This is a genomic window from Agarivorans sp. D1326 (assembly GCF_056958115.1).
Genome location: NZ_JBTWEN010000004.1, coordinates 74,400 through 89,424, shown reverse-complemented (window position 1 = coordinate 89,424; position 15,025 = coordinate 74,400). Strand labels below are relative to the sequence as shown.

Annotated in this window: 14 protein-coding genes; 9 read left to right on the top strand and 5 right to left on the bottom strand. The window is 45.2% G+C overall.

From position 1 onward, the window contains the following. Positions 1-26 precede the first annotated feature (26 nt). Both brnQ and ACYFDN_RS09105 read left to right on the top strand, forming a co-directional pair. Positions 27-1,334, top strand: a complete 1,308-nt coding sequence (brnQ, locus tag ACYFDN_RS09110; RefSeq protein ID WP_215426377.1) for a branched-chain amino acid transport system II carrier protein — start codon at positions 27-29, stop codon at positions 1,332-1,334. A gap of 186 nt (positions 1,335-1,520) precedes the next feature. After that, positions 1,521-2,882 (top strand): methyl-accepting chemotaxis protein, encoded by a 1,362-nt coding sequence (locus ACYFDN_RS09105; RefSeq protein WP_472589076.1) that lies wholly within the window; start codon positions 1,521-1,523, stop codon positions 2,880-2,882. Between the two features lie 68 nt (positions 2,883-2,950). Here ACYFDN_RS09105 and fldB read toward each other — a convergent pair whose 3' ends face one another. Then, positions 2,951-3,475, bottom strand: coding sequence for a flavodoxin FldB (fldB, locus tag ACYFDN_RS09100; RefSeq protein ID WP_152784442.1), 525 nt, complete (start codon positions 3,473-3,475; stop codon positions 2,951-2,953). A 100-nt stretch (positions 3,476-3,575) separates the two neighbouring features. Here fldB and xerD point away from each other — a divergent pair, with 100 nt between their 5' ends. From xerD to ACYFDN_RS09075, 5 genes are all read left to right on the top strand, one after another. Further along, entirely contained in the window at positions 3,576-4,496 is a 921-nt protein-coding gene (gene xerD, locus ACYFDN_RS09095; RefSeq protein ID WP_472589075.1) for a site-specific tyrosine recombinase XerD, read from the top strand. A gap of 112 nt (positions 4,497-4,608) precedes the next feature. Beyond that, positions 4,609-5,424, top strand: coding sequence for a bifunctional protein-disulfide isomerase/oxidoreductase DsbC (dsbC, locus tag ACYFDN_RS09090; RefSeq protein ID WP_483510812.1), 816 nt, complete (start codon positions 4,609-4,611; stop codon positions 5,422-5,424). Positions 5,425-5,504: 80 nt separating this feature from the next. Beyond that, positions 5,505-7,226, top strand: a complete 1,722-nt coding sequence (gene recJ / locus ACYFDN_RS09085; protein ID WP_483510811.1) for a single-stranded-DNA-specific exonuclease RecJ — start codon at positions 5,505-5,507, stop codon at positions 7,224-7,226. 19 nt (positions 7,227-7,245) lie between these two features. Further along, positions 7,246-7,677 (top strand): thioredoxin TrxC, encoded by a 432-nt coding sequence (trxC, locus tag ACYFDN_RS09080; RefSeq protein ID WP_016401358.1) that lies wholly within the window; start codon positions 7,246-7,248, stop codon positions 7,675-7,677. A 233-nt stretch (positions 7,678-7,910) separates the two neighbouring features. Continuing rightward, positions 7,911-9,488: a methyl-accepting chemotaxis protein gene (locus ACYFDN_RS09075; RefSeq protein ID WP_483510810.1), complete on the top strand. Its 1,578-nt coding sequence runs from the start codon at positions 7,911-7,913 to the stop codon at positions 9,486-9,488. A 33-nt stretch (positions 9,489-9,521) separates the two neighbouring features. On the opposite strand, the gene ACYFDN_RS09070 is transcribed toward ACYFDN_RS09075, so the two are convergent. From ACYFDN_RS09070 to ACYFDN_RS09060, 3 genes are all read right to left on the bottom strand, one after another. Beyond that, a complete protein-coding gene (locus ACYFDN_RS09070; RefSeq protein ID WP_016401356.1) occupies positions 9,522-9,746 on the bottom strand; it encodes a hypothetical protein in 225 nt (74 codons plus the stop codon). 74 nt (positions 9,747-9,820) lie between these two features. Beyond that, positions 9,821-10,204, bottom strand: a complete 384-nt coding sequence (locus ACYFDN_RS09065; protein ID WP_483510809.1) for a hypothetical protein — start codon at positions 10,202-10,204, stop codon at positions 9,821-9,823. A gap of 46 nt (positions 10,205-10,250) precedes the next feature. Then, positions 10,251-10,997: an SDR family oxidoreductase gene (locus ACYFDN_RS09060; RefSeq protein WP_483510808.1), complete on the bottom strand. Its 747-nt coding sequence runs from the start codon at positions 10,995-10,997 to the stop codon at positions 10,251-10,253. A 187-nt stretch (positions 10,998-11,184) separates the two neighbouring features. Here ACYFDN_RS09060 and ACYFDN_RS09055 point away from each other — a divergent pair, with 187 nt between their 5' ends. Then, complete coding sequence (locus tag ACYFDN_RS09055) at positions 11,185-11,580, top strand: GlcG/HbpS family heme-binding protein (RefSeq protein ID WP_220718815.1); 396 nt, start codon at positions 11,185-11,187, stop codon at positions 11,578-11,580. 358 nt (positions 11,581-11,938) lie between these two features. Then, positions 11,939-14,494, top strand: a complete 2,556-nt coding sequence (locus ACYFDN_RS09050; RefSeq protein ID WP_483510807.1) for a hypothetical protein — start codon at positions 11,939-11,941, stop codon at positions 14,492-14,494. Between the two features lie 48 nt (positions 14,495-14,542). On the opposite strand, the gene ACYFDN_RS09045 is transcribed toward ACYFDN_RS09050, so the two are convergent. Then, entirely contained in the window at positions 14,543-14,902 is a 360-nt protein-coding gene (locus tag ACYFDN_RS09045; RefSeq protein WP_016401351.1) for a DUF4870 family protein, read from the bottom strand. Positions 14,903-15,025 lie beyond the last annotated feature (123 nt).

The following is a 15,025-nucleotide window of genomic DNA, read 5'->3' as shown; positions in this document are numbered from 1 at the left end:
ATTGCAATCTACAACGGGGACAACACGTGACCAAACCTCTTGGATCATGGAATACAATCAGCTTAGGGATGATGGTTTTTGCCTTTTTTTTAGGCGCAGGTAATTTAATTTTTCCACCTATGGCAGGCATGTTAGCTGGCGATAACTTAGCGATGTCGATGCTTGGCTTTCTGGCCACTGCGGTAGGTTTACCTTTACTGGGTTTATTAGCGATTGCTAAAGCCGGTGGGGGTATTGTTCACCTTGGGCGTTATTTACCCTCAAAGGTGGCTAACTTTATTGCGCTCGCCATTTATCTAGTATTGGTTCCGATGTTCGGTATTCCCCGTACATGTTTGGTAGCCTATGAGCTTGGCTTGGTACCGCTGGTTGAAAGCGCTAGCCAACTCACTTTAATTGCTTACTCGTTGTTCTATTTTGTGGCGGCTTTGTTTTTTATTCTGCGCCGTGGCGGTTTAATCGATACTGTAGGCAAAATAATCACTCCTTTGTTGGTAATTTGTATTGCGGTTATCGGTGTAAGTGTATTTAGTAATCCTTTTGCAGAGATTGCTGAAGCACAAAAAGGCTTTGCTGACATGCCTTTTGGCCAAGGTTTTATCGACGGCTATAACACTATGGACGCACTTGCAGCATTGATGTTTGGTGTGTTGATGATAGATGCGCTTAACGGTAAAGGTGTAAGCGGTAAAGGCGAGCAATTTGGCTACTTGGTTAAGGCCAGCATTATAGCGGCAATTGGCCTAACCCTATTTTATGTAGTGCTGTTTTACTTAGGTGCTACTGCAACCGGCGTAGCGCCAGAGGCGCAAAATGGTGGCGAAATTATTGTTGCCTACGTAGCAGTATTGTTCGGCGCTAAAGGCCAACTATTGTTATCTACCATTGTAAGTTTGGCCTGTTTCACAACGGCTATTGGTGGTATCTCGTCGTTCTCAACTTACGTGAGTGATAACAGCAAGTTCTCTTATAAACTTACCGCTATTGTTACAGCCGCCTGCTGTGCATTAGTGGCTAACATTGGTTTGAACCAGCTGTTGGTGGTTTCTATTCCAATTCTTATTGGTATTTACCCGGTAGCAGTGGCATTGATTGCCTTTAATTTGTTGGTGGATTGGTTTAATCGACCTCAAATGGCGGCTCGATTGATTATTGGTGTAGCGGCAATTTTTGGTGTGCTCGATGCAATCAAAGCAACTGGTGTGAACATGGAAGCCTTTAATGTATTACCGGGCTTCTCACAAGGTTTTGCTTGGTTGTTGCCTACTCTAGCCGCAGTATTGGTTAGTGTGTTTGCTCGCTCAAGTAAGCAAACAGTAGCCGAAACCGCATAAGTTTACTTAGCGCCAACAACAGGTTGGCGCTGTTTTTCTTTAGTAAAAACAACATAACAGGTTAATACCTGTTTTTTTTGATTTTCTCCTTGAGATCTTGACGCGCAATCCCTCGTATTCCCCCGCCACGCGCAATACCATAGCCCGCTATTTGTTCGATTGTTGCAATGCAAAATGGAGTTTGTCATGAAAGAAGTCCCATTTAGGTGGATTGACCGCTTTAATATTCACCTTACTTTGCAGGAAAAGTTTCTACTTATGTTCGCTTTTCCTATGTTGGCATTGCTTGCGATCTTATTGATTGTGTCTAGTAATGTAGAGCAACATTTGCAGCAGCTTGATCAGCAACAAGCCCAACTAGTAAATCAAATTATTCAAGCTGAGCCCGAGCAATTGCGTACTGTATTGTCAAAAGCTGGCTATGAATTACGTGGCAATAGAGTAAGCCCTCAGCATCAGCAAACGTCAATATTTGCGCTGTTTTCGGGGCTGCAATACGCCAGCGTTGCAGCGATATTGTTTGTTGCCGGTTTACTGTTTTACTACGTAATGACCTTTATTGGCGGGGCAATGTATCAAATTCACAATGCATTGGACTTGCTAGCCAAGGGCGATTTAACCAATCGACTTAACTACTTTCCGGTGCGAGATGAGTTCAGCTCTATCGCCATTATTATCGATAAAGTAGCGGAACGAGAACACCAGCTGGTGAGCGAAACCAATGCCAGCAATGCCCTAGTTAAAGATCTTTGCCATCAACTCAGCCAAACCAGCGAGCAATGTAACAGCCTAAGTGTACAACAGCAGGATCGGGTTGATTCCTTAGCTAGTGCCATTGAACAAATGGTAGTAACCATTCGTAACGTGGCTGCTAATGCTAACGACACTGCCGAGCAAACAGGCCAAGCCAATCAAGCCACCAGTGAAGGCCAGCAAAAAGTAGAGCTTACGGTAAATGCTATCGACAGTTTAATGGCTGACGTACAGCGCGCCGAACAAGCCGTTACTCAACTGGAAAAGCGCACTCAAGACATTGGTGCAGTGGTGACCACCATTAACTCTATTTCTGAACAAACTAATCTTTTGGCATTAAATGCCGCCATTGAAGCGGCTCGAGCTGGTGAGCAAGGTCGCGGTTTTGCCGTTGTGGCAGACGAGGTACGCAGCCTAGCTGGGCGAGCTCAGCAAGCCACTGTAGAGATTCAATCAATGATTGAAGAACTGCAAGCTACCAGCCTTGGTTTAAGCTCAACGGTTAAAGAAAGCGTACAACGCGGTGAAACCAGTAAAGAAATGATGGGCGGTGTGCATCAAACCATCGCGGATATTCATCAGCGTACCGATACGGTTTCGGCAAAAATTTCAGAAATTGCCACGGCCTCGGAACAGCAAGGGGTAGTCGCGACCGGCATCTCGGATGATACTCATCAGCTGCGCGACCAAACCGTGTTAGTGACTGAGTTAGTACAAGGCTCTGATCAGGCAATCAAGTCATTGTTAGAGCAGGTTGAGGTATTAGAGCTGCTTACTAAAGAGTTAAACGTATAAGGTAAATCAAAAGATGCTGATGCGATTTATCGTAATAAGTCGCATTAGCAGGCTCGGTTTAAAGCTTGTTAAGCCTGTTGCAGTTCGGCCAATTCCTGCTTTAACTGGCCACACCATTGTTGAATACGCTGGTCGCTTAATTCGTATTGATGTTCATCGTCTAGCGCTAAGCCATAAAAGAATTCGCCGTCTTCGGTGAGTGCTTTAGAGGCTTCAAACTCATAACCTTGATTTGGCCAAAAACCAATAAAGTTAGCGCCAGAGGGCGCCAGTTGCTCAAACAATAATCCCATAGCATCTAAAAACCATTCGCTATAACCCACTTGGTCACCTAGGCCAAACAGTGCGATGGTTTTATTCTTAAAATCAAGCCCTTCAAGGTTATCCCATACGGCTTCCCAATCTTCCTGTAATTCGCCATAATCCCAAGTAGAAATGCCAAGAATAAGCAGCGAATAGTCGTGCATTTGGCTTATGTCGCAATCTTTAATATTGAACATGTCGATATCATGGTCGGCAAATTCAGCGAGAATTTTCTCTGCTGCCATTTCGGTGTAACAGGTAGACGAGCCAAAGAACAGGCCAATGCGCATGTAAAACTTCCTTAAGCGTTGCAGTGTGCGCGGGCAGTTTATCAAAAGCGCTAACTAACACCAATAAGCCAAGTGTTAGCCCGATTAATTAGTGAGAAATATGCCAAGCAAGCAAAGCAAACCTAAAGCCAGCGAGATTGATAATCCACACATTAATCGCTTTATTGAACAGTTGTGGTTTGAGCACAGCCTTGCAGAGAATACCCTTAATTCTTATCGCAATGATTTAAACCAGTTGGCGAGTTTTTTGTTGCAGAAAGAAGTCCCACTAGAACAAGCTGAAGCCTTAGACTTGCAGGGCTTTATCGCTTACCGCTATGAGCAAGGGCAAAAGCCGGCTAGTGCGGCTAGACAACTTTCCACCCTGAAGCGTTTTTACCGCTTTTTAATTCAAGAAAAAAGCAGAGAAGATGACCCTTGCGCGCTGTTAGCACAACCTAAATTAGAGAAAAAACTACCGGGTACCTTAAGCGAAGCCGAGGTAGAAGCCTTGCTAAATGAGCCGCAGTTGGATGATCCCATTCAGCATCGTGACTTAGCCATGTTAGAAGTTTTATATGCCACTGGGCTGCGAGTGACCGAGTTAGTTAGCCTGCAAATAGAACAAGTGAGCTTGCGCCAAGGTTTGGTAAGGGTTGTGGGTAAAGGTGGTAAAGAGCGCTTAGTTCCTTTGGGGGAGCAAGCGGTAGATGTATTAGAACACTACTTAAAGCAAGCGAGACCATTGTTACTAAAACAAGAGAGCGATGTATTATTTCCAAGCTCACGTGGTAGCCAAATGACCCGGCAAACTTTTTGGCATCGCATTAAGCGCTATGCTAGCTTAGCGGGGATTAACAACCACTTATCACCGCATACCTTACGTCATGCTTTTGCCACTCATTTGCTTAACCACGGTGCTGATTTAAGGGTGGTGCAAATGTTATTGGGGCATAGTGATTTGTCTACAACTCAAATCTATACCCACGTAGCAAACGAGCGTTTACGCAGTGTTTACCAGCAACATCACCCGCGCGCTTAGGCGACCTACTAAGCAGTTTATAACTAAATTTTTTGCATTTACTCCCTATAGGCGGTAAGTTTTGCAAGCTTTGCACGGTCTGCTTGTATACCCCTAAATCGGAGAAAATTTAATGAAATTATCCAAGGCCTTATTGTTGTCGATGAGTTTATTCGGCCTAAGCTTAAACACTGCCTGGAGTGACGATGCCAGTGAGCAGCCTGAAACCAAGGTGGCTCAAGCAGACATTACCAACAAATTGGATACTACAAAAACCAAACAGGTGATTGAAGCGCGTTTGGGTGTAAAAGTAGATGCGGTAGCCGAAACGCCATTAGCTGGTATTTATGAAGTGGCTACCAGCCAGGGCATGTTTTATGTGAGCCAAGATGGTCGTTATTTAATTCAAGGCAGCTTGTTTGATTTAGTTAATCGAGTGAACCTAACGGATGCAAGCATGGCTAAGGTGCGAATTAAGCAGTTAGCAAGTTTTGAAAACGACATGATTGTATTCAAAGCAAAAGATGAAAAATACGTTGTGACAGTGTTTACCGATACCAGCTGTGGTTACTGTCGCAAGTTGCATAATGAAATGTACACTTACAAAGAAAAAAATCAGCAAACTCAAAAAGTTGAAACCTTAGCGGGTTATACCGATTTAGGCATCACTGTGCGTTACTTGGCTTTCCCACGTGGTGGAGTAGATTCTCCCGTTTATGGTGAAATGCAAAGCGTATGGTGTGCTGATGATAAAGCTGGTGCCATGAGCGCAGCTAAAAACGGCAGCTCTGTGGCTAAAGCCAGCTGCGACAACACGGTGCTTAAACAGTACCAGTTAGGCGAAGCGTTCGGTGTACGTGGTACGCCAGCTATGGTGCTAGAAGATGGCACTATGTTGCCGGGATATCGCCCACCGGCTGCCTTGTTAGAGTTTTTAGAGCGTAGCTAGCTTTCACTGCTGTAAATAGGCTCCTACTTTTGTTAAAAAGGGGAGCCTTTTTTATTTCACCATCCTAGAGAAACCAATACGTGTTATTACGCCGCCGCGAAAATCTCGATACCCAAGCGCTACCAGCCGAATGGCCAGAGCTGATAAAACAAGTGTATGTGCGACGCGGAGTAAAAACCGCGGCCGATGTTGAACGGCGCGCTCAAGCTCTTTTGCCATTTCAAGGTTTGCAAGGCATGGATGATGCGGTCAACTTACTTATAAGTAATCTGCAGCAACGAAAAAAGATCCTGATTGTGGGTGACTTTGATGCTGATGGTGCAACCAGCACTGCACTATTGATGGCTGGCTTACCGCAGTTTGGCTTTCGGTCTGTAGATTTTTTAGTGCCTAACCGTTTTGAGTATGGTTATGGCTTAAGTCCAGAGATTGTAGAGCTAGCCGCAGCCAAAGGTGCTGAGCTTATTATTACCGTGGATAATGGCATTTCCAGTATCAATGGCGTTGATAAGGCGCAGTCTCTTGGTATTCCGGTACTTATCACCGATCACCACTTGCCAGGTGAGCAATTACCCAAAGCGGCAGCTATTGTTAATCCAAATCTGTCGGCCTGCGCTTTTCCAAGTAAAAACCTGGCTGGCGTAGGTGTAGCCTTTTACTTGCTTATGGCGCTGCGCAGCAAAATGCGCGAACAAGATTTATTTGCCCAGCAAGGCTTGGTTGAGCCCAATATTGCCAGTTTATTGGATTTGGTAGCGCTAGGTACTGTGGCGGATGTAGTGCCGCTGGACAGTAACAACCGAATTTTAGTGCACCAGGGGCTGCAGCGTATTCGAGCAGGTGCTTGTAGGCCCGGCATTCAAGCGCTTATTGAAGTGTCTGGCCGCAATAAAGCCAGTATGGTGGCCAGTGACTTAGGTTTTGCAATTGGTCCGCGCCTCAACGCGGTTGGTCGCTTAGACGATATGAGCTTAGGTATTCATTGTTTGCTTAGTGACGATATTCATCACGCCCGTCAATTGGCCAGCGAAATGGACAGTTTGAATAGTGAGCGCAAAGATATTGAAGCCAGCATGCAACAAGAGGCCCAGCAAAGTGTGAGCAAGTTGAGTTTAGATGCTCAAAGCCTGCCCAAAGCACTGTGTTTGTATCAGGCCGATTGGCATCAAGGCGTAGTAGGGCTAGTGGCTTCACGCATTAAAGAAAAATACTACCGCCCAGTGTTTGCTTTTGCTGATGGCGATAATGGCGAAGTAAAAGGCTCGGGGCGCTCGGTGGCTGGAGTGCATCTTCGTGACTTACTGGAACGTATAGATACCCAAAACCCAGGTTTAATTGCTAAATTTGGTGGCCATGCAATGGCTGCGGGTTTGTCTTTATCGCAATCGCGATTTAGCGAATTTCAAGCTTGTTTAGAAAATACCGCCAAAGATTTTATTGATGAAGAGTGCCTCACTCACACCTTACTAAGTGACGGGGAATTAGCACCAGAGCAATTGGTGTTGGAATTTGCCGAAATGCTGCGAGAATCGGGACCTTGGGGCCAAGGTTTTCCTGAGCCTTTGTTTGACGGTGAGTTTGAGCTCTGTGCGCAGCGAGTTGTGGGTGAAAAGCATTTAAAGATGAGTGTGAAGCTACCGGGGATGAGCCAAGAAGTGGATGCCATTGCTTTTAATGTGGATCGTAGCATTTGGCCAAATGCCAGCCTCAAGCATGTGCAACTGGTTTATAAGCTGGACGTAAATGAATTTAGAGGGCGGCGCAGCGTACAACTTATGGTTGAACACTTAGCCCCTTTATAAACCTTATAGGAGTAGATAGATGTCTGAATCACTGATTGTGGTATGCCCTAGTTGCCAAGCAGGCAATCGCTTACCTGTGGCGCGAGTTGCTGAGCAAGCCAAATGTGGCAAATGTAAGCAAGCCTTATTTAGTGGTGAGCCGATAGATGTTACCGAAACAAGCTTTAGTAAGCACCTTGGTGGCCAGTTACCGGTGGTTGTCGATTTTTGGGCATCGTGGTGTGGCCCTTGTAAAAGCATGGCTCCGGCCTACCAGCAAGCTGCTCAGCAGTTTGCTCATCGCGCACAGTTTTTAAAAGTGAATACCGAGGAGCAACAAGCATTAGCGCAGCGTTATCAAATTCGCTCTATTCCTACTTTAATGGTGTTCAAAAATGGCAAATTGTTAAGCCAACAAGCGGGGGCTTTACCGGCTCAAGCTATGCAGCAGTGGCTTGAACAGCACATTTAACTAAATCCAATATCTTTAAAACTTTAGGGCTTATTCTTAGCTCTAAAGTTTTTGCTCTATCCTTCGCATTTTCTACAGCCTAATATTGTGTTGCTTGTCCAAATAGAGATAATCCAAAAAGTTATGTTTTTTAAGTGTTTGTTGTTGGCGAGTTATCTATTTGTTGTCAATAATTTATAAACACATCAACTAAAAATAAGCCAAACACACGGCTAGTGATTAAAGGATTGTTTATGCCTAGGGGAACCTCTCTTACTGGAAACGAGCGCAAGATGGTTGAGCATCAACACATCGTTTCAACTACCGATCCTCGAGGCGTAATTACCTACGCTAATCAAGACTTTGTAGACATTAGCGGTTATAGCAACGATGAGCTGGTGACTCATGGACACAACATTGTTCGCCATCCTGCGATGCCAAAAGTGGCCTTTAAAATGCTTTGGGATCGAATTGAAAGTGGCAAGCCGTGGATGGGGATTGTGAATAATCGCTGCAAAAACGGTGATAATTACTGGGTCGATGCATTTGTCACTCCCATGCTCTCTAGTAAAGGTGAGATAGAGGGTTACCAGTCGGTGAGAGTAAAACCTAATGCCGAGGCAGTAAAACGCGCTGATCGTTTGTATCAACGTATCAATCAAGGACAGGCACCTATTTCCCGCTTGGATCGCGGGATGAATATATTAAGCCGCTATAGCTTAAGTTTCGCCTTACCTGGATTATTGGTGTTGGCATTTTGCCTATTTAACTCGCTATTGTCTTTGGGTAGTGGGCTCATCGCAGCCTTGGTTATTATTGGGCTAAGCGTGTTGTTAGCCACTATGCTAAGTGCGTCGATCCGCAGTTTAGCCGCCAGCAGTAAACAAACTATTGATGATCCCGTGGCGCAATGGATTTACACCGGGCGCTGCGATGAACTAGGGCAATTGCAATTAGCCAATATTTTATTGGATCATCAACAACAAACCTTAATTTGGCGAGTCAGTGATTCTGCTCAGCAACTGGATAAGGTGGCGGCTCAGGCATCTAGCGCAACCGAAGGTGTATACACCGATATGGACTCGCAGCAAAATGAGGTTGAGCAAGTCGCTAGCGCCATTGGCCAAATGGCGAGTAGTGTTGAAGAGGTATCGTCGAGCGTCCAGCAAACCGTGGAGCAAACCAGCCAAGCCGATCAGCAGGTGCGCCAAGGCCACCAAGAAGTTAACGACACCATCGCCCAAATAAACCTGTTGGCTAAAGAAATTGATACTGCCAGTGAAGTGATTGCTTCGCTAGCTCAAGAAAGTGAGCAAATTGGCTCCTTTGTAACGGTTATTCAAGGCATTGCCGAACAAACCAATTTACTGGCTTTAAATGCTGCCATCGAAGCAGCTAGAGCAGGCGAACAGGGGCGAGGGTTTGCGGTGGTGGCTGATGAAGTGCGAACCTTAGCTAGCCGCACGCAAAGCTCTACCGAAGAAATTCAAAGCATAGTAGCAACGCTACAAACCGGGGCAGAAAGAGCGGTGAAAGTGATGCAACAAGGTAGCAAGGCCGCTCAGGGCAGTGTTGATCAAGCTGCCCATGCCGGTGATGCAATTATGCAGATTACTCAAACAGTGGAAGAAATTCGCAGCCGCATTAGTCAAATTGCCAATGCGACTGAGGAGCAGGCTTCGGTTGCCAGTGAAATTGGTGGAAATGTTTCTGCCATTAGCCAGCAAACTCAGCAAACCTTGCAGCGTTGCCAGCATACTAGCGAAGCTAATCATCTGTTGGCTGAACAAAGTGGCAAATTGCGGGCAATGGTCGAGCTGTTTGCTCGCTGATCTAGCCTATAAATCAATAATAGATAACTGGGCTTAGCTTTTTGATTTTGCTTTCATCAGTATTAGGGTGAGGATAATTTTGCTGGGCACCATTAACAGCAAACCCAAGCCAATAATACCTGCGATTATTTGTACCCCAGTTACGCCCATGGAAACGCTGATGTTAGAGAACATAGCTAAAGCTACTCCCACTAGCACCAATAATAAACCTATGCATATAACGGCATATAATAGGTACTTTCCTTGTTGCTGAGTCATCATATAGCCCTTTTTAATAACGACTTAAGCCATTATTAAGCACATGCTTATATACAACCTTGCGTTAGCGCAGTTTATTGTGAATCTGCTGATTGTTTAGTTGGGTTACTTGCTTGAGAAACTTTGAGTAAGGGGGCGTTTTCGGGCCAGCTGAGCATGCCTTTTACCTGCCAAAAACTACCAATAGTGGGTGTTGGTTGTTGATTGAAGTTGATAGTGAGCAATTTTCCTTCAGCGCTTTTAGCTAAGACCTCTTGCTGGTTATTAGTGGTGCCAATAACCAGAATATCGCCTTCAACCAAAGCTGATTGTTGATGCGCTAGGGCGTGTTCTAAAGACAGGCCTTCTATCTGTTTAAAAGGGCTATTAGGCGCCCAGGTGTAGTAACAAAAAAGGCCAATTAGTAAAGCCATTACAAAGGGAATACGTTTATCGATTATTCGAGGATCTTTGGCCATTTAATGGTCCTTGTTAGTGTTATTAAGCACTTGGCATTTCAGTGTTTTATCGCCCGCCAGCAACGTCGACAATGCTACCCGTGATATAAGAAGCTTGTTCTGAAAGCAGCCAAGCAATGGCTTCGGCAACTTCGCTGGGCTGACCGGCGCGCTGCATGGGAATGGCACTACGGACGCGTTCGATTCGGTTGGGTTCGCCGCCATCGGCATGCATGTCGGTATCAATAAAGCCTGGCCGCACCCCATTCACTCTAATCTTTTGCTCGGCTAATTCTAAGGAAAGCCCTTTAGTGAGAGTATCTATGGCACCTTTACTGGCTGCATAATCGATGTATTCGAAGGGAGAACCTATGCGAGCTGCGGCTGAAGATACATTAACAATGGCCCCTCCAGCCCCACCATAACTGCTGCCCATGCGCTTAATGGCGTATTTACAGCACAAAAAAGCACTGGTTACGTTAGTCGTGAGCAGCTGATTGATGCGGCTCTGGTCCATATTTACCAACGAGCTTTGTGGTAGCAACATGGCAGCATTGTTAACTAAGGCGGTAATGGGGCCCAGTTGCTGGTCAATGGCAGCGAACAGTTTATCAACTTGCTGCTCTTGGCTTACATCAGCAGCATAAGCCATTGCAGGAACACCTAAGGCATGGATTTGCTTCAGTAGCGTGTTAGCAGCTACTTGGTTTTGTTTGTAGTTAATACAAACGGCATAGCCTTGGTGTGCCAGCTGCAAAGCGGTAGCGGCGCCAATGCCACGACTAGAACCGGTGACGAGTGCAACCTTATCCATAGTTGTCCCTGCTAGGTGAAGAAAGACCATGCTAGCAATATCACCCGCCTACAGAAAGCCTTTATGTTACGAATTAAATGACTATATTCCATACTATAGTGCGACAAACTTGCGCCCTAAGCGTTGGCTTTAAGCGCTAATCTTTCTAGACTCTGGAATAACTTAACTATCACTTTTGAGATTATTTATGGATATTACCTTTGAATTCGCCAGTGCCTTAAATGTGCAAGCCTTACGTTTAGCCGATGAAAAACAAGTGAGCATTGCTGTTGCAGTGGTTGATGCTCACGGCGAGTTAGTGAGCTTTTCTCGAATGAACAATGTGGCTTTTCATGCCGCAGTACTAGCTCAGAACAAAGCGTATACCGCAGCGCGTGATCGCCAGCCTACAGCCAACTTAGCGGCTTGGGCAAAAGAAACTGGTAAAGACATGGGTTATTGGACGGATCCTCGTTTTACCGGTATCCAGGGTGGGGTGCCGATTTACCAAGATGGTAATGTGATTGGCGCCATTGGTATTAGCGGCATGAGTGAGCAAGACGATGCTGCTCTAGCGCAAGCTGCAATAGATGCTATGGTATAACCAAGATCAAATTTTCATCACTGGCGTAAACCTTTGGTTTGCGCTATTGACTTATCTCTCATATCATCCCTGTTCACCTTAACATTAGTTATTACGCGGTATTAAGCAATCACTAATGATTATCAGTTCATCTGAAAGTTTTTTAGTAAAAACTCCGTCAACTGTTCGGTACGTTTAGAGTGTTTTGTTAATAATTTGTTTTTAGCAAAGTTTGATGTTTGATTCGCTAAATGTTGCTATTGGAGCGGCAAGAGAGCTCTGGTCATATTATTCATGATGGCTTGGTTAGCAATTATTTAACATTGTTGAGTCATAGTTGGCGACAGCATTAGTTATAAAAGGTAAACAGGGAAGTTATATGATTTTTCAAGTCAGCAAGCCTTTGGCACATTGTATTAGAGTTGCTGCGTTAGCTTGCTCGCCACTGTTACTTTTGGCATGTGGAGGTGGTGGAGATGAGCCATCTGCTCAACAGCAAACTCCAGACACGGGGGCTGCTGCTGTGGCACAGGCTATTGTGCTGCGAGCAGGGGAAACAAACTTAGCCGAAGGCGCGACTAGCCAATTGGAATTGGACTTAGTTTACGACAATGGTGTTACTCGAAATCTCACCCCATTCAAGCTTAACTGGCAATGTAACTCTGAAGCAGTAAGCATTAGTGAATCTAGTTATGTGACAGCAAATTCAGAAGGTGAAGCAAACTGCAGCCTTGCTTGGTCGTCATTGAGTTTGGTAGTGGATTTTACGGTTCGCTCTGATGAGATTATTGCTGAAAGCCTTACTATTTCCCCAGTTAGTCCGGTTGCTCTAACGCTTAACGATCAACAAGCTTTAGAAGTTATCGCCAGTTTTAATGACGGCTCTCAACAAGCAGTGAGCAGTGATGCGCAGTGGCTTTGTGATAGCAATGTAGTAAGTATTAATGCCCAGCAACTTACCGCCGAACAAGCAGGACAAGCCACGTGCAGCGTTACTTGGCAAAACCTGAGTGCTGATCTTGAGGTTGTAGTGTCTGCTCCCGCTACCTTAAGCAGTATTAGCATTAACCCTGCAGGACCCATTGATATTCCTTTAGCATCGAAGCAAAGCTTACAAGTTAACGCTAGCTATAGTGATGGCTCTGTGAAAGCTTCACTAAGCGATGTGCAGTGGGCTTGCGATAGCAGTGTAGTATCAATAGATGCTCAGCAGCTTCTAGTCACTAATCAGGTTGGCCAAGCCATTTGCACTGCCAGCTGGCAGGGCCAACAAGCAGACATTCAAGTTGAAGTATTAGCGCCAGCTGCCACTAACCACAAACTGTCTCTGGCATCGATAGAACACTTACGCTTTGCCGGGCAAGATTATAGCCGCTTTGCAAGTTGGGTCGACCAAGCGGTTGATGGTAATCCGGGGTATGGATTTTCGCCTACCGATGCGGTTTACATGTATTACCTAACTCAAGATAAAAAATACATTGAGTTAGCAATTGAAGATGTAGAAGAGCAAGTCGTTGCGGCAGAAGCCCTGATTGCTGCAAACGACAAACCAAAAACTTCGTTTGATTCTTATCTTTACGTAGGCGATTTTATCTCTGAGCTGGCTTACGTTTACGACTATGGTTATGACTTGCTTAGCGATAGCCAAAAAACGCGTTGGAAAAACTACGCCGAGCAGGCTATTTGGAATGTGTGGAACCATGCAGATGCACAGTGGGGCGGTAATAGCTTCCCATGGAGCGGCTGGGCAACCACTAATCCAGGCAACAATTATCATTTCAGTTTCTTAAAGGCCACCATGACTTGGGGTTTAGTGGACGAAAACGAAACTTGGCTCAATCTACTCAGAGATGACAAACTGCCGAAGCTAGTGGAGTATTATGCGCAGTTTGCTGGTGGTGGTAGCCGTGAAGGGACTGGCTATGGAGTAGCTCAGGGTAAGCTATTTGAGCTGTACATCATTTGGCGAGACTCTACCGGCGAAGATCTATCACTTGAGTCTTTGCATACAAAACAAACCATCGATTACTGGATCCACGCTACTACTCCAGACTTAACGCATTTTGCTCCTATCGGCGACCAATCTCGGGTCTCATTCCCGGTACTGTTCGATTATCACGAAAGCTTAATGCAGCGTGCTGCCTCGTTAAATATTGGCAGTGACGCAGCGAAGCGTGGCAGTTGGTGGTTAGCTAATAATTCCGTTGACCCAATGCGTTTTGGCTTCAATCTGCATACTACTTTGTTGCAGCAAGAGCTCAATCAAATAGTGCCAAGTGATTTGCTGTATTACTCTTCTAGCGCTGGCCACCTGTTTGTTCGCTCCTCTTGGGATGCCGATGCAACATGGTTATCTGCCGTTGCAGGTATTTACGATGAATCGCATGCTCATCAAGACCAAGGCTCATTCACTTTGTTTAAAGATGAGTTTTTAGCAGTAACCCAAAATATTTGGTCACACAGCGGAATTCATCAACTTAGTGATCAGCACAACATCCTACGTTTTGAAGAGGCTGGAGAAATCATTCCGCAGAAGCGCGGTACCGAGGGCAGTATGACTCATCAGGTTGATGGTGATGTTACTACCATCAATATGGACCTAACCGGTGTGTATCCCGCCTACGATTCAATTACCTCGTGGCAGCGTGAGATTCGTTTTAGTGCTGACCAAGTTATGGTCACTGACCAATGTGTTGTAGCCGACACGGTTTCTACTATTTGGCAAATTAACCTGCCAGAAGAGCCGATTGTACAAGCCGACGGTTCTATTATTGCGGGTAACTTAAAAATCACCCCGATAGCGCCTGCAACACCAAGTATTAGTATCATAAACTGGAATGATATTGATGCGGTTGAATACAAAGAAGACCGTTATAGGTTAGATCTAGAGGGTGGCGCTTGTAACTATCAAGTGCAATTGGATGTTCTAAACTAGAGCTGTGAGCAGATTTAAAAGGGAGCCTTGTGCTCCCTTTTTTGTATGCTAGTAGTACGACTTGTTAGAGGTTATCTTCGCTAGGCCTTTAATGATTCGGTAGATTGACCAAATCCAAACTCCTAACAGTACAAAATACCCTATGATTACAAATGCTAATACAAAGCCAATAATCGACAGGCCAAAACCCCACCAAAAGGTTTTAATAATATTTGAGTAGTGATCCTCAAACAGGGTACCTGCTGCATCCGCTTTTTTCACCATGGCCCAAATAGCGCCCACGATCCAAAACAGACCGGTAAACAAACCTAGAATCATTAAACCATAGCCAATTAATGCGCTGGTTTTAGCGGCTTCATCGCTAGCAGATAGAGGTGCTTCGGTGACTGCATTTTGCATTTCTGACATTATTTACTCCTTAAATTGTCAGTGAGTTTAGAACTGGTTAAATTGCCAAAGGCTTAGCGGGTATTTGAAAGTACGAGATTGCTTGTTCCCGATTTACTGAATACCTCTAAAGAGGTGAATATG